Source organism: Streptomyces chengmaiensis, assembly GCF_029846775.1.
GTDB lineage: Bacteria > Actinomycetota > Actinomycetes > Streptomycetales > Streptomycetaceae > Streptomyces > Streptomyces chengmaiensis.
This window is the reverse complement of the sequence record NZ_JARWBG010000004.1, coordinates 37,378-57,526: the sequence shown is the minus strand read 5'-3', so window position 1 is coordinate 57,526 and position 20,149 is coordinate 37,378. Positions and strand designations below refer to the sequence as shown.

Annotated in this window: 28 protein-coding genes and 1 pseudogene; 16 read left to right on the top strand and 13 right to left on the bottom strand. The window is 67.9% G+C overall.

Translation table 11 applies throughout. The annotated features are described in order from the left end of the window. Nucleotides 1-15: 15 nt before the first annotated feature. The 4 genes and pseudogenes from QCN29_RS05160 to QCN29_RS05145 form a co-directional block, all read right to left on the bottom strand. Nucleotides 16-344 (bottom strand): annotated as a pseudogene (locus QCN29_RS05160) (LysR substrate-binding domain-containing protein); the annotation flags it as partial. A 425-nt stretch (nucleotides 345-769) separates the two neighbouring features. After that, nucleotides 770-1,300: a hypothetical protein gene (locus tag QCN29_RS05155; RefSeq protein ID WP_318036692.1), complete on the bottom strand. Its 531-nt coding sequence runs from the start codon at nucleotides 1,298-1,300 to the stop codon at nucleotides 770-772. A 248-nt stretch (nucleotides 1,301-1,548) separates the two neighbouring features. After that, entirely contained in the window at nucleotides 1,549-1,998 is a 450-nt protein-coding gene (locus QCN29_RS05150; protein WP_279926499.1) for a DoxX family membrane protein, read from the bottom strand. A 228-nt stretch (nucleotides 1,999-2,226) separates the two neighbouring features. Next, nucleotides 2,227-2,367: a hypothetical protein gene (locus tag QCN29_RS05145; RefSeq protein ID WP_279926498.1), complete on the bottom strand. Its 141-nt coding sequence runs from the start codon at nucleotides 2,365-2,367 to the stop codon at nucleotides 2,227-2,229. A gap of 109 nt (nucleotides 2,368-2,476) precedes the next feature. Between QCN29_RS05145 and QCN29_RS05140 the strand changes: the two genes are divergently transcribed. Continuing rightward, complete coding sequence (locus QCN29_RS05140) at nucleotides 2,477-2,839, top strand: tetratricopeptide repeat protein (protein WP_279926497.1); 363 nt, start codon at nucleotides 2,477-2,479, stop codon at nucleotides 2,837-2,839. Between the two features lie 343 nt (nucleotides 2,840-3,182). Here QCN29_RS05140 and QCN29_RS05135 read toward each other — a convergent pair whose 3' ends face one another. The 3 genes from QCN29_RS05135 to QCN29_RS05125 form a co-directional block, all read right to left on the bottom strand. Next, entirely contained in the window at nucleotides 3,183-3,644 is a 462-nt protein-coding gene (locus QCN29_RS05135; RefSeq protein WP_279926496.1) for a hypothetical protein, read from the bottom strand. Further along, on the bottom strand, nucleotides 3,641-4,261 hold the full coding sequence (locus tag QCN29_RS05130) for a hypothetical protein (protein WP_279926495.1): 621 nt from the start codon (nucleotides 4,259-4,261) through the stop codon (nucleotides 3,641-3,643). Before QCN29_RS05130 ends, QCN29_RS05135 begins: the two co-directional genes overlap by 4 nt. A 681-nt stretch (nucleotides 4,262-4,942) precedes the next feature. Next, nucleotides 4,943-5,185, bottom strand: a complete 243-nt coding sequence (locus QCN29_RS05125; RefSeq protein WP_279926494.1) for a hypothetical protein — start codon at nucleotides 5,183-5,185, stop codon at nucleotides 4,943-4,945. A 128-nt stretch (nucleotides 5,186-5,313) separates the two neighbouring features. Here QCN29_RS05125 and QCN29_RS05120 point away from each other — a divergent pair, with 128 nt between their 5' ends. Next, nucleotides 5,314-5,919: an integrase core domain-containing protein gene (locus tag QCN29_RS05120; protein ID WP_279926493.1), complete on the top strand. Its 606-nt coding sequence runs from the start codon at nucleotides 5,314-5,316 to the stop codon at nucleotides 5,917-5,919. A 151-nt stretch (nucleotides 5,920-6,070) separates the two neighbouring features. Next, complete coding sequence (locus QCN29_RS05115) at nucleotides 6,071-6,988, top strand: FkbM family methyltransferase (RefSeq protein ID WP_279926492.1); 918 nt, start codon at nucleotides 6,071-6,073, stop codon at nucleotides 6,986-6,988. Between the two features lie 62 nt (nucleotides 6,989-7,050). Here QCN29_RS05115 and QCN29_RS05110 read toward each other — a convergent pair whose 3' ends face one another. The 4 genes from QCN29_RS05110 to QCN29_RS36815 form a co-directional block, all read right to left on the bottom strand. Continuing rightward, entirely contained in the window at nucleotides 7,051-7,311 is a 261-nt protein-coding gene (locus QCN29_RS05110) for a DUF7848 domain-containing protein (protein WP_279926491.1), read from the bottom strand. Further along, complete coding sequence (locus QCN29_RS05105) at nucleotides 7,308-7,682, bottom strand: hypothetical protein (protein WP_279926490.1); 375 nt, start codon at nucleotides 7,680-7,682, stop codon at nucleotides 7,308-7,310. The genes QCN29_RS05110 and QCN29_RS05105 overlap by 4 nt, the downstream gene beginning before the upstream one ends. Further along, nucleotides 7,679-8,410: a GntR family transcriptional regulator gene (locus QCN29_RS05100; RefSeq protein ID WP_279926489.1), complete on the bottom strand. Its 732-nt coding sequence runs from the start codon at nucleotides 8,408-8,410 to the stop codon at nucleotides 7,679-7,681. Before QCN29_RS05100 ends, QCN29_RS05105 begins: the two co-directional genes overlap by 4 nt. Before the next feature lie 517 nt (nucleotides 8,411-8,927). Further along, on the bottom strand, nucleotides 8,928-9,056 hold the full coding sequence (locus QCN29_RS36815; RefSeq protein WP_318036691.1) for a hypothetical protein: 129 nt from the start codon (nucleotides 9,054-9,056) through the stop codon (nucleotides 8,928-8,930). A gap of 233 nt (nucleotides 9,057-9,289) precedes the next feature. On the opposite strand from QCN29_RS36815, the gene QCN29_RS05090 reads away from it, so the two are divergent. Beyond that, nucleotides 9,290-10,045, top strand: a complete 756-nt coding sequence (locus QCN29_RS05090) for a GntR family transcriptional regulator (protein WP_279926487.1) — start codon at nucleotides 9,290-9,292, stop codon at nucleotides 10,043-10,045. Here QCN29_RS05090 and QCN29_RS05085 read toward each other — a convergent pair. After that, nucleotides 10,035-10,796 (bottom strand): glycosyltransferase family 2 protein, encoded by a 762-nt coding sequence (locus QCN29_RS05085; RefSeq protein ID WP_279926486.1) that lies wholly within the window; start codon nucleotides 10,794-10,796, stop codon nucleotides 10,035-10,037. The genes QCN29_RS05090 and QCN29_RS05085 overlap by 11 nt on opposite strands. Nucleotides 10,797-10,801: 5 nt before the next feature. Then, nucleotides 10,802-11,590 (bottom strand): GntR family transcriptional regulator, encoded by a 789-nt coding sequence (locus tag QCN29_RS05080; protein ID WP_279926485.1) that lies wholly within the window; start codon nucleotides 11,588-11,590, stop codon nucleotides 10,802-10,804. Between the two features lie 230 nt (nucleotides 11,591-11,820). Here QCN29_RS05080 and QCN29_RS05075 point away from each other — a divergent pair, with 230 nt between their 5' ends. The 12 genes from QCN29_RS05075 (at nucleotide 11,821) to QCN29_RS05020 (ending at nucleotide 20,137) form a co-directional block, all read left to right on the top strand. Further along, complete coding sequence (locus tag QCN29_RS05075; RefSeq protein ID WP_279926484.1) at nucleotides 11,821-12,153, top strand: hypothetical protein; 333 nt, start codon at nucleotides 11,821-11,823, stop codon at nucleotides 12,151-12,153. Between the two features lie 89 nt (nucleotides 12,154-12,242). Next, complete coding sequence (locus QCN29_RS05070) at nucleotides 12,243-12,557, top strand: hypothetical protein (protein ID WP_279926483.1); 315 nt, start codon at nucleotides 12,243-12,245, stop codon at nucleotides 12,555-12,557. After that, nucleotides 12,554-13,507 carry a DUF2637 domain-containing protein gene (locus QCN29_RS05065; RefSeq protein ID WP_279926482.1) on the top strand — a complete coding sequence of 318 codons (954 nt, stop codon included), beginning with the start codon at nucleotides 12,554-12,556 and terminating at the stop codon, nucleotides 13,505-13,507. Before QCN29_RS05070 ends, QCN29_RS05065 begins: the two co-directional genes overlap by 4 nt. A gap of 101 nt (nucleotides 13,508-13,608) precedes the next feature. Beyond that, the gene (locus QCN29_RS05060; RefSeq protein WP_279926481.1) at nucleotides 13,609-15,810 is read left to right on the top strand and encodes a cell division protein FtsK; all 2,202 of its coding nucleotides are present in this window, start codon (nucleotides 13,609-13,611) and stop codon (nucleotides 15,808-15,810) included. Nucleotides 15,811-15,951: 141 nt separating this feature from the next. Beyond that, nucleotides 15,952-16,206 carry a hypothetical protein gene (locus QCN29_RS05055; RefSeq protein WP_279926480.1) on the top strand — a complete coding sequence of 85 codons (255 nt, stop codon included), beginning with the start codon at nucleotides 15,952-15,954 and terminating at the stop codon, nucleotides 16,204-16,206. Between the two features lie 22 nt (nucleotides 16,207-16,228). Continuing rightward, nucleotides 16,229-16,423, top strand: a complete 195-nt coding sequence (locus tag QCN29_RS05050) for a hypothetical protein (RefSeq protein WP_279926479.1) — start codon at nucleotides 16,229-16,231, stop codon at nucleotides 16,421-16,423. Between the two features lie 16 nt (nucleotides 16,424-16,439). Continuing rightward, the gene (locus QCN29_RS05045; RefSeq protein ID WP_279926478.1) at nucleotides 16,440-16,685 is read left to right on the top strand and encodes a hypothetical protein; all 246 of its coding nucleotides are present in this window, start codon (nucleotides 16,440-16,442) and stop codon (nucleotides 16,683-16,685) included. 84 nt (nucleotides 16,686-16,769) lie between these two features. Continuing rightward, nucleotides 16,770-17,438, top strand: coding sequence for a hypothetical protein (locus tag QCN29_RS05040; protein ID WP_279926477.1), 669 nt, complete (start codon nucleotides 16,770-16,772; stop codon nucleotides 17,436-17,438). Continuing rightward, a complete protein-coding gene (locus QCN29_RS05035) occupies nucleotides 17,435-17,800 on the top strand; it encodes a hypothetical protein (protein ID WP_279926476.1) in 366 nt (121 codons plus the stop codon). Before QCN29_RS05040 ends, QCN29_RS05035 begins: the two co-directional genes overlap by 4 nt. Nucleotides 17,801-17,865: 65 nt before the next feature. Then, nucleotides 17,866-18,783 (top strand): bifunctional DNA primase/polymerase, encoded by a 918-nt coding sequence (locus QCN29_RS05030; protein ID WP_318036690.1) that lies wholly within the window; start codon nucleotides 17,866-17,868, stop codon nucleotides 18,781-18,783. Beyond that, nucleotides 18,780-19,796 (top strand): AAA family ATPase, encoded by a 1,017-nt coding sequence (locus QCN29_RS05025; protein ID WP_279926474.1) that lies wholly within the window; start codon nucleotides 18,780-18,782, stop codon nucleotides 19,794-19,796. The genes QCN29_RS05030 and QCN29_RS05025 overlap by 4 nt, the downstream gene beginning before the upstream one ends. Further along, nucleotides 19,793-20,137 (top strand): helix-turn-helix domain-containing protein, encoded by a 345-nt coding sequence (locus tag QCN29_RS05020; RefSeq protein ID WP_279926473.1) that lies wholly within the window; start codon nucleotides 19,793-19,795, stop codon nucleotides 20,135-20,137. The genes QCN29_RS05025 and QCN29_RS05020 overlap by 4 nt, the downstream gene beginning before the upstream one ends. Nucleotides 20,138-20,149 lie beyond the last annotated feature (12 nt).

Below are 20,149 nucleotides of genomic sequence, written 5' to 3'. Positions count from 1 at the left end.
GGGACACTCGCGCGCCGCCACCGACCGCAGCGCGTCCAGGACCCGGGCCACTGCGGGGCCATCCTCCGCGCCCCTCTGCACCGCCGAGACCGCGTGCCGCCGCGGCTGATCGCCGGACACCACGCAGATCGCCACACCCGCCCGCCATACCGCCGCCATGCGCAGCACGGGGACGACGCCCATGCCTGCCTCGACCATGGCCATGATCGCCATCCACCGGCGGCACTGTGCTCCTGCTCGGGCACAAACCCGGCCGCCTCGCAAGCCGCGAGCGTGATCGCTGACCAAGGTCCACCCCCCGAAGATCCACGCTCTCCGGCGTGGTCGACGAGTCGGAGTTCGGGCTAGTGCCGTGGGCCCTGGCGCAGCGGCGGTTGCCGTAGGCGATGAACGCGATGTGCCGGGGCAGCGTGCTGTCGAGGACGGCTGGCACGGGGCCGAGATCAGTGGTCGTCACGGGCGTGATCTCTATGATCGGGCGTTCCCAGCGTCATCCGTTGACAACGCGATGGCCGAAGCCCTGAACGACACCTTCAAGGCGGAGCTGAGCGAGATGCAGGGCCCTGGAAGGACGTCGACCAGGTCGAACGCGCGATCTTCCAGTGGATCACGTCCGCCGAGCACATGAAGGCTCTGGACAGAAGAATCGCCAGACTCGCGGTTGGAGGACCACCGAACGCCCCCACTCGGCACGTCCGCAGGTAAGAGCTGTGCACCCAAGTCGACTCGCTCCCGCAATCCGGGCATGCCGCCCCGGCCGCCGTAGTGATCAGGTGTGTGAGTCGTCATCTCGACGTGCGGGTGGAAGGAGTAGGTCGCGCTCTGGGTGTTGCTCGCCCATAACGCTGCCGTCCACTCCCAGATCTGTCCGGGCAGCCTCATGGAAGTCGTTGATCGCGCGGAACACTGCGCGGTTGCGCTCCCGCCAGTCCTCTACGCGCCCAGCGATCTTGCCCGTGGCCTGCCAGTCGACTTCGAGCGATGCGGCATTCAGGCCGTGCGACGCCTCCACGACCTCGTCGCCACCGAGCAGCATGATCCGTTCGAACGCCCTCCCCCGCTGGCGGGCCGCCTCGGCGAGCTCCTCAAGCATCTCCTGCTCAGCCTTGTCGCTCGGACGAATGCCCACCCTGTGCTCGAAGAGTTGGACCCCGAGGAAGATGCTGGCCCGGACGCGGTCTATGTAGCCCTCGTAGGCGTCCAGCTTCTTTGTGTCCCAGCGCGTTACGAGCTCGTGCTTCTTGCGCTGGCGCTCCATCGCATAGTTGGTCAGATGGGTCATCAGCGCGCCGAGCAGCACCGCGGCGATCGTGACTAACTGTTCCCCGGTACCCACGCGCCACCAGCCCCCGCACTCATGTAGATATCAAGAGGATCTTAGGAGTGCTGGAGGCTTCCTGCTGTGGCGCGCTCACAACGGCTGAAACATAGGTGTGTCACGGACGGTCGCACTGTGTTTCCGCTGGATATGTGATCGTTCGTGACACCGGTACGGCTGTGACACTCGATGTTTCAGCCATGGCAGGGGCCTGGAGGCGGGCAGCAGGGCTACAGGAACAGCCCCCACATGCTGTCGAGCGACCACGCTTGCCAGCTCATGGCGAGCAGGGCAACCCCGGAGATCAGCATCATCATCAGGTTCTGACCTTGCTCTGCCCAGTCATGGATCATCAGCAGGAAGTAGATCAAGTTGAGGAGCAGACCGCCGGCGAGGGCGATCGGCGTGAGGAACCCGAGGATGAGGCCCAGGCCGAGCGCCAGCTCCGCGTAGGCCACCACGTAGGCCATGAGCCGCGCCCGCGGCTGTACGACAGCTTCGAAGGATCGCAGCACGAACGGCCAGCGGTGCTGGGCGGCGACCCCGGCAGCCCACCGGATGCCGCCGCCGGCGAACCAATCCTTCTTGTCCTTGTGGTGCCAGCTCTCCAGCCACCAGAGGCCGAGGCCTATTCGCAGGACGGCGAGCAGCTCGGCACCGCTGAGCCAGACGGTCTGCATCGGACATACTCCCCTCGAAAGCTGACACACCGTCAGTTGAGCGAATCGCGGCGAGCTTTGCAAGGCCGATGCAGAGGGCGGCGTCTTTCCAAGGTCGGTGTCAGGCTCGTGATCCTGACCCACAGTCGGTCTTCGCCTGTGGGCGACTGGCGCGGCGGAGGTACCCCGGGTGATTCGCGCAGATCACGAGTTCGCAGTGTGTCCCGGGGACTTCCCCCTACCGGCAAGTCAGTCCTTGGTCACCAGCCACTCCACCTGCTCATCCAGTCCTTCGGGCCAGTACAGCACGCGCTCTGCACGTCCCTCTTTCGGTACCTCGAACAGGATGTTTCCTCGTACGCAATCGCCGCCCTTCACCGGCGCGTCCAACGGGTACAGCGGCCTCGGGGCGTCTCCACCGCTCATATGCATGGGGGCTCTACGCGTGCACCGTCCTGGTACGCCAGCGACACGCGAACGGCCAAGAGGCCCTGTTTCCATGCCCGTGGCCAACCGCGATCACCCGATCGAGACTCCCGTTCGAAGCCCACCCCCCAAGATCGGAACGACCGGCTCGGTGAATCGCCTTACGGGTCGCCACAGGCAAGCACTCAGCGATCTTGACCGTGTACTCGAAAACAACCCCGGCAACTCCTTTGCTCTTGCCGAGCGAGGTGCCTTGCACTTGACGAACTGGCGCTATGAGGAAGCGTTTAACGATTTGAACAGCGCACTCGAAATCAATCCCTACAACACATGGGCCCGTGACCTGCGTGACAAGATCCCCGATACTCAGCAGGGCAGGCTATGGGCGATTGCCTACGAAGTACTCAAGCTCATCGAGGAGCGGAGGCGCGGCTGAGAACTCCCGGGGCTGGCTCCGCAGTCGCGATCTGACACGGATCTGAGGCAGCGTCACCCATGGAGGGCCGGATGTCACTGCAGCCGGGTGCTTGACAAGCGGCAACTTCGCATAACTTTCAGGCATTGAACCTCGAGGTCAACCGCTGACGGATGATCGAGAGCGAAGACAGTCGCCCACGACCAGCGAGAGTATGCCCCTCAGCGATCACGCCACCCAGCTGACCTGCAACTTCAAGATGGCGGGGCTTCCGTGTACTCCACGCAGGCTGACAACCTCATCCACCTGGGGACGGCCTCCAAGGGAATTCGGCGAGACGGACGTTGCCAGTTTCGGGCGAGCTTTACACCACGGGTGGCTGAGCCTGACCTACGGCGTCTGTGGAGCGTCGGGCTGCTTCTGATATCGCCTTCATCGCGTTCGCATCGTGACGACGAAGGATGATTATGAGCGCCATGCCGATCATGCTAGGTCCACACAGCAGTGTCGATAGCCACCAGGCATCCTTTGCGACATAGACGCCACCAGAAAGCATGGCCACACTCATGACGGCACCCACAATGAGACTAGTCATCCTAAAGCGGTGTTGATACCGTCGCTCAGCCTGCTTCGCCCGTATGTCCAACTGCTTCAAATGGAGCTGGTGCTCCCGTTTCAGCTGGGGTTCCAGGGCTTCCAGAGCCACTTTGAGTTGCTCCGGGCCACCCAGGGCTTGACCCCACTTCATGGCGATTTCTAGTCCCGCAGAGACGATCGGGTCGTCGTCGGGCGCAGGGACAGTGCTGCTGTTCTCGCCGCTACTCACTGCTGCGCACCTCCGCCACCGTGTCCTGCTGGGCTGTAATCAAGCTCGGTCGGTTCGGGTGGTGGCCCCAGCCGGAGAAATAGCAGGGCCAAGGAGTGTTCGATTGTCTTTTCGGCGGCAGGGGCAGCGATCTCGGCGTCTTCTGGTCCAAGGTTCTGTTCACCAAGGTGGCCGAGGCGTCGCTTGCGTGGTGAGGGGAGTGTTGAGTGTTGGGGCTCCTCAAGCAGAGTCGGGTGCATGTCGATAGCGTGTCTGGGCAGCTCCTTGCGGACTTCGCTGCGAAGCCCCTTCATCTCCTTTACTAGAGTCCTTCCGCGAACCCGTTTGACCAGGCGGTCGTAGAATTCCTCGATGAGTTGAACGGTAGGTGATTCTGTAAGACTGGGACGATCTGGCAACAGAGGCAGGGTGATTCCCGCTCTGGTCACTGCGGTAATTAGATCCTCTGGGGTCCCTATTCCTGGCGAGAGTTCCTTCGTTAGAATTTGATGGAAAATCCGAGCCGCGCGGATGTCATCCACGACGCTGCTGTCCGAGAGCGCATTGTTGGTCTGCTGCGGAGTAGTTGCGGGAGGGGCTAGCCGTAGCTCGTATTCGCCGATTTCCGGATTGAACACCCATTGTTCTGCAGGGGGGATGTCGGGCGGCGTGCCAGGGCCTCGCGTGTCCGAGGCCGCATCACCAAGTGAAGAAGGGGTTGGCGCTTGACCCTTAGACTTGCGCGCGCGACGCCCGAAGAGTCCCATATCTTCCCCCTCTGAGTCGTGGTCACCGTACCCGGTATGCGGTTATAGGGCAGGGGCATGAGGAGCCCCCGCACCGCTCCCGGTCGAGTAGAACTGCTGGGCCCGACTGGCGAGTTCACTCGCCCCGCATCGGCACCAACTCCTCGTAGCCCTCAAGTTATAGCCACAACAGCGCCCCCTGCCCAGGTATGGCCACAACTCGTGCAGTACCCGAATGGTGCCGGCCTTCTCTGCCGGGCCCCTGGATCGCCCGCCACAGTCATGCCGTGCGCCAGTGCGGCGCCATGTGCGCCACCTGCATCTACAGGCCCGGCAACCTCGCCCACCTGGTGCCCGGACGGGCCCAGGAGATGACCCAGGCCGCCATCGCCGACGAGGGGCACGTCGTGTGCCAAGCCGCCATCGGCACCCCGGCGCCGGCAATCTGCGCCGGATACGCGCGCCACCCCATCGGCGCCGTCCACTCCCTCGCACTCCGGCTCGTGCGCGCCGGGCCCGCCCGACTCACTCTCGTCATCCCACCGGCCAATGGGGAGCCCATGCCCGATGTCGTTACTGACCAGGTGGCAGGTCGGACACCAGATCCCGGACATCGAGGACGAACATCGCCAACTGGTTCTCCTTGTGGAACCTGCTCTTCGAGATCTCCTGGGTGACCTTCAAGGGATCGCCGACTTCTGCACCAACCAGCGACAGCAGCACTTGGGCAGCGAACGAGAGGGAATCAGAGGGAATAGGGGCGACGGCGTTTCCCAGAATCATGCCAGTGACGGCTCCCATAGTTTTGCTGCCCACGGCTCGTACCATGGCTCGGGGCCGTCGGTCCCGCCGAGAGAGATCCCTGTAATATACCTCGATGAGCTTCTCGACCTCTGTGACCAGGGATGCAGTGGTTCCTTCGGGTGAGGGACGCCCCGCGAGGAATGACCGTAGAGCCTGCATTCTCCGGCGACCTCAAGCTGACACAGGGCAGCGAGGACACCTACACGGACGCCCCGTACTCCTACAACCTGACCGTGAAGGTCACCAACAGCACTGACCACGACGTGGCAGGCGGCGTGACCCAGCAGGTGGCGCTCTACGACGCTAAGGGCCAGGTGGTAGGCGGTGACACTGGCTTCTCGGACAGCGTGCCGGAGAACTTGCCCATCGGGATGAGCTATCGCGAGCAGTGGACCGGAACGCACCCGCGGCAGCCCCACCGGAGCGGTCATGCACGCCGAGCACGGGGCCCAGTACACCAGCCGGGCCTTCGCCGATGCCTGCCGCCAGTCAGCATCCGCCAGTCCATGAGCGCGATCTCCAGCGCGGACAACGCGCTCGCCGAGTCCTTCAACGCAACGTTCAAACGCGAGACGCTCCAGGGTCGCAAGCACTGGTCCAGCGAGCGCGAGGCCCGCCTCGACGCGTTCGGCTGGCTGCACCGTTACTACACTCGCCGCCGTCACTCCCGCCTCGGACACCGTAGCCCAATCGCCTACGAAGCAGCATCCCGAACCACATCAACTACGCTGACATCAGCCGCATAACCCGTGTTCCAGAATTCGGGGTCAAGGCCCGTGGTCCGCTATTGGATTCGTGTGGATCGGACGCGCTGGTCGCGGTGTCGTGATTGGTGAGACGCAAGCCGCGCCGTGGGGCCAAGGGGTCTCCTGGCCCGCCTTCTGAGAGGTGGTGCGTATGAGGAGGCCTTTGCCATCGTCACTGTCCTTTGTCGGGCGGTGGTACATCCGTCACGTTCCCTGGCGAACTGGCGCGGAGCTTGCAGTGGACCGGGTCAACTCCTCCCTGCGCGAGCATCCTCGGCGCTGCGTTGCCCGCACGCGGTGCGGGGCTCGGTTCCGGCTGGATACGCAGGACCTGATTCAGCGCTACCTCTACATGTTCGGCACGTGGGAGCCGCACATGACGGCATGGCTCCAGAGCCGGCTGCGTGCCGGCGACACGTTTGTTGACGTGGGTTCCAACATCGGCGTCTTCGCCGTTCTGGCCTCCCGCCTTGTTGGGAGCACCGGTCGGGTTGTGGCCATCGAGGCGTCGCCGGAGTTCCATCGCAGGGTCCGGGAGCATGTGGAACTCAACGGCTGCAGCAACGTACGGGCCGTCCATGCTGCGGTCTCCGACAGACGGCGGGAGTTGAGCTTCGTCCTCGCCAGCTCGAAGAACATGGGGGCGAACAGCATCGTTCCGTATGACGGACCGGCCGAGTCGTCCTTTGAGATTGAGGCACTCCCGCTGCCCGCGCTTCTGGAGCCGGAGGAGATCGCCAGGGCCCGGGTGATGAAGATCGATGTGGAGGGGGCGGAGGGCGCTGTGGTTCGGGGCCTGGTGCCCATGCTCGATCAGCTGCGGCCGGATGCCGAGATCACGGTGGAGGTCACGCCCGATCGCATGCGGCAGCTGGGTGACTCGGCGGAGGAGTTGGTCGAGACGATGCGAAGCCATGGGTTTCACGTCTACCGGCTGGCGAACGACTACTCCCCCGAGAGCTACCCCAAGGCCATCCGCCGGCCGCTTCCTCCGGTGCGGTGGCGAGGGCCCGTTGTCGAGGAGAGCGATCTCGTCTTCTCCCGAGTGGACGCCGAGGAACTGGCCTGACATACGGCGGTGCCCGGCTCTCGGGTGCAGCGAGAGCCGGGCACTGCGCGGTCGGCGATCGGTCAGCAGCGGGTTGCGCTGAGTTCCTCGGTCGGCGCGGCCGTGAAGGCCTGGGTGGCGATCAGTTCGAAGGTTCGGTCACCCGTCAGGCCGGCGTGCTTGAGGCACCACACCTGGGCTTCGTCCGAGGACGAGGTGTCGGTGCAGCTTTCGCCGCAGTCCATGCACTTCGCCACGAAGCGGAGACCCGCCTCCGTGTCCGCTGTCAGCGTCCAGTCGATGAAGGCGTACCGGCGCCGCGTACGCGTACCGTCGGTGCTCATCCGAAGGCCTCCGCGGGGAGGTGCGGTCCGTCGTCATCGCCGTGGACCGCGTCCTGGTACGCGGGCCTTGGCAGGCGGTCGCCGCGGCTCACCGCGACGCGGAGTGTGTCGCGCAGTGCGTGGCTCAGCCGGTCGGCGAGGGTGCGGAGGTCGTCGAGCATCTCGGTGGCGAGGTCGACAAGCTCCGCGCCTGCGTCGAGCTGGCTCTCTTCCGTACGGTCGGCCAGCCGGGACAGATAGCCGCTGTCGTTGTCCGACTGCAGATAGCAGGGCTGGCCGCTGGGACCGGGCCAAGGCAGGAGGCGGACTCCCTCCCCCCTGAGCGGCCCTCCGAGGAAGGCGTGGTGCCTGGCAGGGGCGTCGTGCGTCATCGAGTCGCCTCCAAGGAGTTCTTGGCCGTACGCGAGGTGAAGACGGCCTCCGTTCGGTCGCCGGGGAGAGTCAGGAACGTCCACTCGACGATCCGGCCGGCGATGTCGGTTGCTGTCCGCTGGATCGACAGCACGGGCCTGCTGGCGGCGATGCCCAGCGTGTGTGCTTCCTCTGCGGTCGGCGGCCTGGCAGTGAGCCGCTCGACTGTCGAGGCGACGCGTACGCCGACTGAGGTCAGACCGGCCCGGACGTCGTCCCCGAGGGGCGCGGAACTGCTCCTCGGCACGCCGAAGTCGGCCACATCACGGGGGACGTACAGCCGTGCCAGGCTGTGCGGGGCGGCGCCGACATGGCTGATGTAGACGTACAAGGTCAGCGGAGTTCCGCGCTCAACCTGCAGCAGCGCGGACAGCGCCTCGTCGGCTTCGAGCCTGCTCATGGTGACGCCCACCTGCAGTCCGGGAGTGGACCGCGCCATGTGGCAGGCCGCGGCCGCGTCGATGGAGTAGGTGAGGAGCGGCATGGGCTTGCGGACGAAGTTGCCGCGTCCGTGGTACTTCTCCACCAGCCCCTCGGCCTGCAGGACGTCCAGCGCCCGCCGCAGAGTGGGATTGGTGACCATGTACTTGCTGGCGAGCTCCGCCTCGGCAGGCAGTCTCTGCCCGGCCTCCAGCTCGCCTGATTCGATGAGACGTCGGAGGTCATCCGCGATGACCTGGTAGCGCATCGCCATGGTCTGTGTTCACCGCCTCGTCGTGGTGAATCGGGGAGTGGCCCCGATGGGGATGGGTACGACCAGCAGCGGAGGTCGCACTGTGCTGGGCTATGGGTGTGTGGCACGGGCAGCCGCAGTGCTCGTAGACCAGCGGCTCCTGGGGCATCGCGGCGTCGGGCTGCGCCTCGGCGCACTCCCCGTGCGTCCCGATGCGGCAGGAGGAGGATGTGTACGGCATGTCCACCGCACGACGTACGGCCATCAAACGACCCCCGCCATCGCGGCAAGGGGGCATCTGGCGGCTGCTTCTTCAGCGGCGACGACGTACGGGCGGACGAGCGCCGTCTCCTCGCCGCGGATCTGCTCCGCAGGCATTGCCGGCCGCCGTCGCCGCGGTGGAGAGGGGGCAGGCGGTGCGGCCGCCGGCCGATGGCTGGTCGACGTCTGCGCTGCCGAGCAGCGAGAGCGCGCCCGCCCCGCCACATATGCGGCGGCACGCCGAAGTTTGTCGAACACGCTGGTCAGCTCCCTATGGCTGATGGCAGGAGTCCTGGGCAGCGTGGACCGTCCCAGGGGCTTCCTTGCTGACGGCCGCCCAGACGGTGCGGCCGCTGTGGCTGCTGTCGACGAGCCCGAACCAGTCCGCTGAGTCGAGCACGGATAAGAGGTCCCGCCAGGAATCGGCGGAGACAGGCGAAGGCACCTCTGCCTCGATGCACGTGTGGTTGCTGTGCTCCGTCATGCGCGGGACCAGCCCTGCGCCGGAGAAACGCGCTGCGATGCGCTCCACGCGCTCGGCAGATGAGGGCACAAGGCGATCCTCCGTCGCAGTGAGATCACTGAGAGTAGATTTAGTTAACTAGATTAGAGCTAGTGGACTAGATTTTCCATATGTCTGAGCAGCCGCCATACCTGCGCATCGCTGACCTGCTTCGACAGCGCATCGCGAACCGGGAGTGGACACCGGGAGACCGGCTGCCCGCCCGTGCGGCGCTCGCCGAGGAGTACGGCGTCGGCGACAACGTCATCCGCCGGGCCCAGGAACTCCTGATCTCTCAAGGCGTGTTGGAGGGCCGCGCAGGCTCAGGGACGTACGTCGCCGAGCCGCGCGAGCGCCTGCGAATGGTCCGCTCGCAGTACCGGGAGCAGACCGGCGGCTCGCCGTTCCGCGCGGACATGGCTGTGCTCGGCAAACGCGGCACCTGGGAGAGCCGCACCGAGGCGAAGGTCCCGGCAACAGCCGACATCGCCGCTCGCCTGGGCATCGACGAGGGCGCCCACTGTGTGCGCACCGCGTACGAGTTTCTGGCCGACGGCAAACCCGTCCAGCTGTCGACGAGTTGGGAGCCGTACGACCTCACGGCTGGCACGCTCGTCGTCCTTCCCGAGGGCGGACCTCACGCCGGAAAGGGCGTGGTCGACCGCATGGCGGAGATCGGGATCACGGTCACACACTCGGTGGAGCAGCCGGAGCCGGGGCAGGCGAGCGCCGAGGAGGCGACGCTCCTCGGGATTCAGCGGGGCGCGCTCGTCACCCGCATTCACCGCACCTACTTCAGCGACGACGGACGGCCGGTCGAGACGGCGGACATCGTCGTGCCTGCCGCACAGTGCGAGATCGTTTATGAGGTGCCGGTCAGCCGGTAGCCGGAGGGTAACGCCACTGGAAGTACGCCAGCGCTCGTGCGCGGGCCTCCACGACCGCCATGCGGGCATCTCGCTCGGCGGCCTCGGTGTGCGACGCCTGGCTGGTGGCCTGCCCGGGCCACTTGCGGTACAGGAGCCCAACCTCGGACGAGAACCAGCCGCGGCTGGTGGCGTTCAGCGCCAGGAGCAGCCCGGTGTCCTCCGAGGCGGGCAGCGCCATCCAGCCGCCGATGGCGAGGAGCAGATCGCGCCGGACGAAGAGCGTCGCCGGGTGGACCTGGGCGCGGAAGCCGTTCGCCTTCCAGAAGTCGAGCACGGCGCCGCGCTCGATCGGACCGGGCTCGGGGTCTCCTTCGAAGCCGACCGTGGAGCCGTCGGGCAGCAGATCCAGCACACGGGAGGTCGTCCAGCCGATGGTGCGGTCGGCCTCAAGAGCTGCCAGGTCCCGGGCCAGCGCACCCGCAGGCAACTGATCGTCGGCGTCGAGGATTTTGATGTACTCGCCGTCGGCGTTGGCCAGGGCGATGGTGCGCGCGACGCCGGGGCCGCCGGGGCGCCCCTGGCGGAACGTCACCCGCGCGTCGTCCGGCACGTACGGGGCGACGTCATCGCTCTTGCCGTCCTCCTGGATGAGCCAGTGCCACTCCCAGCCGTCCGGGAGCTCCTGCTCGCACAGCGACTTGTAGGCGTCCGGCAGGAACTGGGCCGACGGCGGGTGGACGGCAGTGACGATGATGATGCGCCGGCGCACGGCACTCACCACCTTTCCAGGGGAGTGGTGAAGAGGACTTCCGTGCGGTCGCCGGGCAGCGTCACATCGGAGATCTCCACGACGCGGCCCTCGGTGTCATAGGACGTCTTCCGGAGCAGAAGGACCGCCGTACCGGCCGGCAGCTCCAGTTCCTCGGCCTCCTCCGGCGTCGGCGGACGGGCCGTCACGCGCTCTTCGATGCGGTCGAGCTCGATGCCGACGGTGAAGAGCTGGTTCTGCGTGCCTCCGGGCCAGGGCTCTCTGGTCTCGTCCAGGAGATCGGGGTTCTCAGCGACGAGATCGCGGGGAAGGTAGGAGGTCACCAGATTGAACGGGGCCGACTCGGCGGCGTAGCGCGTTCGGTACGAGCGCTCGACAAGAGTCGTGCCCTCCGGCAGGCCGAAGGCCTCGGCGAGCTCTCCCTTGGCCTCGACGTCGCGGTAGACCGCGTAGAAGACGAGGTCGTTCACCTGCAAGCCGGTGTCGTGCTCTGTCGCGCCCGTCTGCTGGCGTTCCCGTTCCGGTTCGCGGGCGCGGTCCTTCTCCCACTGATGGCGGGCATTGGTGCGGAGCACCTTCGTACGCGGCCGGCGGACGAAGTTGCCGCGGCCGTGCTGCTTGTCGATCAGCCCCTCGTCCCGGAGGAGGCGCAGCGCCTCCCGCACGGTCGGCAGGGTCTTCCCGTAGCGCTCGACGAGCTTGGTCTCAGCGGGCAGCCGGTCGCCAGGCTTCAGCTGACCTGCGCGAATGGAGCTGCGGAGATCGTCAGCGATCCGCTCGTACGCCTTTGCCACTGGTGCTCACCGTTCTGTTCGACCGACGGCGTCAGCATACGACTCCTCAAGAGGTCTTGACGACTACAGGAGGCAGACCTCATAGTCATGGGCAACTCCTAAAGAGGACTTGAGGAGAAGTTCTCTTTAGGAGTTGCCGTGGGCTGTGCCTGCCCCGGCTTCCTGCCTCAACACCTCAAGGGGGATCCATGCGGCTTGCGATCGGTGATGTCGTACGAGATCGCAGCGATATGGCACTTGGCACCGTCGCCGGAGTCGCGACGCAGTCCGACGGAACCTTCGTCGCCCTTCAGGTGCCCGGCGCTGGCTTACGCCTCATCGCGCCGTACGACCTGGAGCTTGTTGCCCGCTGCGCGAGGCCGATGACGGCGGGCAGGGCGGTGACGGCCCTGATCGCCTTCGGTGTCGCCATCGCCGCCGGGGGCATCAGCAGCCAGTCCGTCCTGGAACCGGGTGCTCACTGGTCGCTGGTGCTCTTCGCGAGCCTCGGCGCCTACACGGCGGTGAAGAGCGCCTTCCTGCTCTGGCTGCGCCTGACCGGCCCGCGACGCTTCCGCATCTGACCAGCACATCAGTCAGCGGCGGTGGCCGACGGGTCAAGGTAGCCCACCGCTCTGGCTCTCCCGTCCCATCCAGGAACCAGGAGAGATCTATGCGTATGTACATCGGCGAGCAGGAGGCGGTAGGCGCCGCCTTCGAGTTCGACGAGCCGGCCTGGGGCTTCGCCCCTCCGCTGCCTGAGGACTTCCGGCACTTGTTCCTCGGCGAGTCGGGCGAGTCCGGCGAGGAGCGCGCCGCCCGGCTCAGCGTGGCGCGCGCGGTGCTGGCGGAGCTCCTGCAGGAGCGCGACGCCGACGACGTGTCGCGGCTGAATGCCCGCTACGCCAGGCAGCTCATGAACACGGTGCCGTTCCAGAGCAAGAGCAAGGCCGTCGCCCGTTGGAAGCCGTGGAGGAAGGCGGCGTGACCACACCGACGTCACTCGCAGCCGCGGCTCCTCCCCTCGGCAAGGCGGAAAGAGTGCTGCTTGGCGCGGTGGGTCCGGCCGGGATCGCGGTGGGCGCACTGGGGCTCGCCTCGTCCTTCGACTCCGTATCGCGAGCGGCAGCCGATTGGGGCTTCACGGCACCGTGGATGCTGCCCATCGGGATCGACTTCGCCATCCCCGTGTTCACGGCGGCCAACCTGCTGCTCATCCGGCTCGGCATGCCGCTGGTCTGGGTCCGCTTCGTCCCGTGGGCGCTGACGCTGGTCACCTGCTGGCTGAACGTCGCCGCGGGTACCTCCGTCTCGGCCAAGGTCGCCCACGGGACCATGCCGCTCCTCTGGGTGGTGCTCAGCGAGATCGCCGCCCATGTCTACGCTGTCCGCATCGGCGTCGCCACGGGCAGGCGGATGGAACGCATCCGGCGCTCCCGCTGGCTCTTCGCTCCGTGTACGACGCTGCTGCTGTGGCGTCGGATGGTGCTGTGGGAGGTCACCGACTACCGGGAGGCGCTGGCGCTGGAGAAGCAGCGGCAGCTGGCGCGGGCCGAGTTGCGCGAGACCCATGGCCGATCGTGGCGGCGGACTGCGCCGCGCCGTGAGCTGGCGCTGCTCAAGCTGGGAGAAGTGGCTCCCGAAGGCGTACTGCCCCCGCCGGACCGCGATCCCGACTCGGACATTCGGCCGCCTCAGCAGAAGCGGCCCCGCCGCCGAATCAGGCCGGACAAGGCCAGTCCGCGTATGACGTGGGACGAGGCTCTGGCCAAGAGCCGTGAGGTGACGGCGAGCTGGCCATACGAGGCCCTCGACGCCGAATCCATCCGCAAGGCCGTCGGCTGCAGCCAGGACCGCTCCCGCCGACTCCGCGACGCACTCAGGGCGGAGCGCGAACCACAGGCCGACGCGCCGGAGTTCGCCCCGGCCGGCGTCTGACCCGCACTCACTGCTCCACCACATGGCGCTGGCGCCCGGCCGCTGCTCTGGCGGGTAGGGCCGGGCCCCAGCTTCACCCTCCGACGAACGGAAGGCTGTCAGTGAAGCACGAGAACAACGACGATCACGAGCACGAGCTCTTCGCGCGACTGGAGAAGGAAATAGGGACCGACGCGCGCGAGTCGGCGTCCGGCCACGACAACCATGGGTCGGACAGCGCACAGCCGACTCAGTCGGGGGAGCCCGCCGCCGCAGAGTCGGGCGGAGATCCCGACGCGGCAGTCATGGTCGACCGGCCCGGCGGTCCGTCGGGCCCCGGTCTGATGGACCGGGTACGCGGTTCGAAGCGCCGCCCCGTGATCCCTGCGTGGGCCCGGTCCCGCCGCGAGTTCAAGACCACGGGCAAGGGAGTCGCCGACTACGCCGGGCATGTCGCCGCGTACCACGCCGTACGCACGCCCTGGTACATCCTGCGCCTCACCCTTCAGGCACCGTGCGGGACCGCCCGCTTCGTCGGCGACTCGCTGCGCTGGGTCGCCGACGCGGAGGGTGAGCCGCTCCGCCAGGTCGCGGCGTCGCGCGAGGACATCGACGACTATCTGAAGCTCTCCCGCCAGCGTGACCGGCGGGTCCGCTGGCGCACGGTGGTCGCCGTCGCCGCCTCGATCACGGTGCCGGTCGTCGCCCTGGCGCTGTACGTCCTGGCCCCGACCTGGCTCGTGGCGCTCTCCGCCGCGGCGGTCACCATGGCGCTGGGCCGGCTGGGCCAGCCCGCCGACGCCCCGGTCATCCACAGGGCCGTGGAGATCCCGAAGGCGACCAAGCTGACGAGCGACATCGTGCTCCGCGCGCTCGGCTCGCTCGGGATTCCGGCGATCAACCAGGCTCAGGCGAAGGGCGGCCCGGGCTTCACCTTCACCGCGCCCATCACCCGCGACGGCCCCGGCTGGCTCGCCGAGGGAGACCTCCCGTACGGCGTGACCGTCACAGATGTGGTCGACCGACGCGACAAGCTCGCCTCAGGTCTGCGCCGCCCCCTCGGCTGCGTGTGGCCGGAGGCGGTGCCCGACGAGCACACCGGTCGGCTCCGGCTGTGGGTCGGCGACCAGGACATGTCTCAGACGCAGCAGGAGCCCTGGCCCCTCGCGAAGTCCGGCACGGTCGACCTCTTCAAGCCCGTCGACTGGGGCACCGACCAGCGCGGCCGCTGGGTCGGCGTGACGCTGATGTTCATCGCGGGCGTCATCGGCGCCATCCCCCGGATGGGCAAGACCTTCCTACTCCGGCTGCTGCTGCTCATCACCGCCTTGGACGTACGCGCCGAGCTGCATACGTACGACCTCAAGGGGACCGGCGACCTCGATTCGGTCGGCGACCGCGTCGCCTACCGGCACCGCGCCGGCGAGGAGGCCGAGGACATCGAGTACGCCATTGCCGACCTGCGGGAGCTGCAGGGCGAGCTGCGCCGCCGGGCCAAGGTGATCCGCTCGCTGCCGCGCGACATCTGCCCGGAGTCGAAGGTCACCACCGAGCTGGCCTCCAAGCGGTCCCTCGGGCTCCACCCGATTGTGGTCGGCGTGGACGAGTGCCAGGTCTGGTTCGAACACCCCAAGTACGGAGCGGAGTTCAAGGAGATCTGCACCGACCTGGTCAAGCGCGGACCGGCCACGGGCATCGTGCTGCTGCTCGCGACCCAGCGGCCGGACAAGGACAGCATCCCGACCGCGATCAGCGCCAACGCCTCCGCCCGCTGGTGCCTGAAGGTGATGGGCCAGATCGAGAACGACATGGTCCTCGGCACGGGCGCGTACAAGCGCGGCGTCCGGGCCACCATGTTCGCCTGGGGCGACAAGGGCATCAGCTACTTCCTCGGCGAGGGAGCGGACGCGCGGATCGTCCGGTCCGCGTTCATCGACGCCGTGGAAGCCGACCGCATCGCCCTTCGGGCCCGCGCTCTGCGGGAGCGCGCCGGCACCCTTGCCGGACACGCCCTCGGCGAACAGCCTGAGACCGATCCGGCCGCCTCGTACGACCTGCTGTCCGATCTCCTGGCCGTCGTGCCCGCCGACACCCCGAAGCTCTGGAACGAGGTCGTCGTGCCGCGCCTGGCGGAGCTCCGGCCCGGCGTCTACGGCGAGTGGACCCCCGAGCAGCTGACGTCCGCGCTCAAGCCGTACGGCATCCGCACAGGGCAGATCTGGGGCACCACGGAGGACGGCAAGGGGGCCAACCGCCGCGGGATCAAGCGGCCCGACCTTCTCCGCGCCCTCGCGGAACGTGACGGAACCGCTGACGCGGCATAGCCGCCGCGACCGCTAGACCTAGCGGCCAGCCCTGCTAGGTCTAGCACCCCCGCTAGCGCCAGAAACCGCCTCTGAGCTGGTCACTAGCCACTAGCGCCCCTTGTCCTGGCACCGCCGATTCCCGCCCTGAGAGGGGTTCCCGTGCCTTCCTCGCTCGACGCTATAACCGGCCTGATCCTCATCACTCTCTGCTACTCGGCGCTGTGTGCCGCCAGCCCGTTCGGCCCCTGCCGCAAGTGCAAGGGCTGGGGCGCCAAGGTCCGGATCTCCCGCTTCACCGGCCAGCTCAAACGCGGTCGCACATGCCGACGTTGCGGCGGCTACGGCCGGCGCATCCGGCTCGGCCGCCGCCTCTACAACGCCGCCTCCCGCCTCCACCGCGCAGGCACCCGCTGACCCTCCAGAAAGGGGCACCGCCATGGCCTTCACGATCTCCGCTCTCGGACTGTTCGCCGTTCTGCTCCTGATGCTGCTGCGCTTCCGGGCGCTGGGGCTCGGGGCGGCGCTGGTCGCCGTGCTGTGCGGCTTCTACCTCGCCCGGAGCGGCGCGGCCGGATCGGTCGACCAGATCATGGCCGCCGCCAAGAACGCCCTGCAGAGCATCCTCAACTGACGCCAGGAGACCCGTCGTGTCCGAACAGACCTCACAACTCCCGCCCCGCATCTCCCTCATGGCCTCCGGAGAACTCCGCGACGCGCTCACCGCTGTCGACGAGGGCAACGGCGCGATGGCTGTCGCCGCGCTCATGGCCATCGACGCCGAGTCCTGGAAGGCGATCGAGCAGCGGCTCGTCACCGTGGTCGGCAGCGACCTCCGGACTCTGCTGCTGAAGGCGGCGGGCGAGCCGGCCGAGAAGGCGACCGCGCTGGCCTGACGACCTTCTGTGCTGTCCCGGCGGGGCCGGGATGGCGCGGTGGGTCGGACAGTCCGCCCCTGCTTCCTCACGGAGGACACGAGAATGCCCAAACCCAGCGTCGCCTGGTTCGACAGCCTCACGGACAGCGTCTTCGCCCTGGGCGCCGCCGCCCGCGAGTGCCGTGCCGCCAGTGAAGCGGCTCGGATCGCCTCCTGGCATATCGATCCCGTACGTCTGAACCCCGTTGACGGGGAACTGAAGGTCACCGGCTCCGGCTGCACCGTCCGACCGCACGACCAGGCCATCTGGCGAATCCATGACCTGTGTCTGTACCAGGAGCACCGGACCAAGGCCCTGTTCGAGAACACGGCCCAGGCGTACGCCTACGGGACGGCCGCGGTCCTGCTCTCCGTTCTCAAAGGTGAGCGGCCGCGGTTCGTCGAACTCAAGCGCACCGATACCGGCGAGTACGTGATCACGGGCGGTCTGCTGCCCGATCTCCGCAATCGGCTCGGCAGCTACGTCGGCTCCAGCCGTCTCGCCGTCCTCCGGGATGACGTGATCGGCCGCGAGCACGCTGCGGGCGTCGCCGCCGATCTCGCCTCGCAGGACTATCTGGCGGATCACGAAGCGGGAGAGATGGCCGACGCCTCCGACTTCGCCGCCGGCCTGGCGGACAGCTACTGCGCCTACGGCGCGGCCGCCGAAAGCGCCCTGCACTTCGCCCTGATCGCTGCAAAGAGCCACGCGCCGAAGGAGGAGGGTCAGTGACCACCGAGCCGCAGATCGACCCGACTGTTGTGTACGCCGCCGCCCCCGGCCTCATCGCCGAGATGTGCTGGGTGACCGAGCAGGCGCGGGAGCGCCGCTTCGGGACGGAGCCGGGCCGCGAATTCTGGCTTCGCAAGGCCGCGCTCCTCGACCGCATCGCCATCCAGGAGTCGACCACATACTCCGCGGACGTTGCCGCCGATGCGGTGGCGGTCGCCGGTGCCGCCGCGCTTCGGCTCGCTGAGTACGACGCGGGGCACTCCGGGGTCAGCCTCAGGGGCTTGGAGCTGGCGACCGGCGACGACTGCCGCCTGTACGTCCGCGAGCAGTACCGCGAATGGAACCGCACCCAGCCCCACTGACTTCGCCCGGGGCAGCGGTCCACGGGTCAAGGTAGCCCGCTGCCCCGGTTCCTCCCATCCCATCCATGGACACAGGAGGTGCTCTCAGCATGCACCACAACACCCCGCGCCCGCTTCGCAGGGCGGCACTCGAAGCCGCCGAGCGAGGTTGGCACGTTTTTCCTCTTGTACCGGGAAGCAAGCGGCCAGCCGTGCGCTCCTGGGAACAGCGCGCCACGGTCGACGCCGAGCGGCTCACCCGCTGCTGGGCGACCGGTGACTACAACATCGGCATCGCCGCGGGTCCGTCCCGTTTGGTGATCGTGGACCTGGACGTCCCCAAGCACGACGGGGATCTCCCGCCCGCCGGGACCCCGGACCGCGTAGCCGACGGAGCCGACTCCCTGGCGCTGCTCGCCGAGCTTCAAGGCGGCCGGTATCCCTGCGGCACGTACACCGTCCGCACCCCTAGCGGTGGCACACACCTGTACTTCACGGCCCCAGCTGGCACAGCGCTCCGCAACACTGCGGGCACCCTGGGCTGGAAGGTCGACACCCGCGCGAACGGCGGCTATGTCGTGGGCGCGGGCAGCACGGTCGACTCCGAGGCATACACGGTCGCCGATGGCACGGTCCCCGCCGCGCTGCCGGACTGGCTGGCCCGGCTCCTCACACCGGCGCCGCTGCCACGGCAGGAGCCCCTGTCCGTACCTCTGCTCGCCACGGATCGTCGCGGCGCATACCTGCGCGCCGCTGTCGACGGGGAGCTCCAGCGCGTCGCCTGTGCCTGTGAGGGCAACAGGAACAACGCGCTCTACCAGGCGTCCGTGGCGCTCGGCCAACTCGTCGCGGGCCAGGCACTGAACGCGGGCGACGTGACCGGCTGGCTGGTCGAGGCCGCCGTACGCATCGGTCTCGCCGAGCAGGACGCCCGGCGCACCATCGCCTCCGGCCAGCGCGCCGGAGCGAAGAAGCCCCGCAGCATCGCCGGGAGGGCCGCATGAGCGAGCCCCCTTACAACCCGCCCCACCTGTACTCCACATCCCCCGAGCCGCAGCCGCTCCAGCCCGCCCAGCAGCGCATCCGTACCGCCTGGACCGCCGACGAGCTGATGGCGACCGAGTTCCCCGAGCCTCGCTGGGCGGTGCCCGGCATCCTCTCAGAGGGCGTCAACCTGCTCGCCGGACCGCCGAAGGTCGGGAAGTCCTGGCTCTCCCTCGGCCTGGCGCTCGCCGTCGCGGCCGGCGGCCGTGCCATGGACAGCGTGCCCGTGGAGGGCGGCCCGGTTCTGTATCTGGCGCTGGAGGACACCCCGCGCCGTCTGCAGACCCGCATGCGGAAGATCCTCGGCGGCGACCCGGCTCCGCGAGGTCTGACGCTGGCGACCTCCTGCCCGCCGCTTCCGCAAGGCGGCAACGAAGCGATCGCCCAGTGGCTCGACCGCAACCCCGAGGCGCGCATGGTCGTGATCGACGTCTTCGCGAAGATGCGCGGCACGTCGGCGCCGGGCATGTCCGCGTACGACGCCGACTATGCAGCCGTCGGCCATGCCAAGCGCGTCGCCGATCACTACGGCGTCGCCATGGTCCTCGTCCACCACGTCCGCAAGGCCGGCGCGGACGACTTCCTCGCCGAGGTCTCCGGCACCAACGGACTCGCCGGAGCCGCTGACGCCACACTCGTACTGAAGCGCTCTCGCGGGCAGGCTGACGGCGTCCTGCATGTCACCGGGCGGGACGTGGACGAATCCGAACACGCCCTCCGCTTCTACGCGGAGGCAGGCGCGTGGGAGCTCCTCGAAGGCCCGGCCGCTGACCACACCCTCGGCGATACCCGCACCGCGATCCTCCGCTTCGTCCGCCTGCACCCCGGTGCCCGGCCGAAGGGGATCGCCGACGAGACAGGACTGGAGCCGAACCTCGTCCGCCAGACGTGCTCGCGCATGGCCAAGGACGTCCAGCTCATCAGGAAGAACGGCGGCTATGTCGTGCCCGCCGAGAACGGGGGAGAGGAATGACCAGTCACAGCCGTCACAGTGTCACTGCGGTCACTCTGCCTTACCTCTTCCGACCTGCCGAGATCGCTGAAGCGCTCGGCTGCTCGGAGTGGTGGCTCAAGGAGCAGGCTCGGCGACGGCGTATCCCGTTCACAAGGCTCGGCGGCGCCTACCGCTTCACCGCGGAGCACGCCTCGGAGATCGTCCGCCTCTTCGAGGAGCGCCCGACTCGGGGCGTCAACGCCCGCGACGTCGTTCCCGCGCAGCGCAGCCGCCGCCGGAACGCCGAGCCGACAGTCCGCCTGGTGGCGCGTCCGGCCCGGCGTCTGAGGTCTGTCCACCAGTCGGCCACCGCGCTCTGAACCACGCCCCGT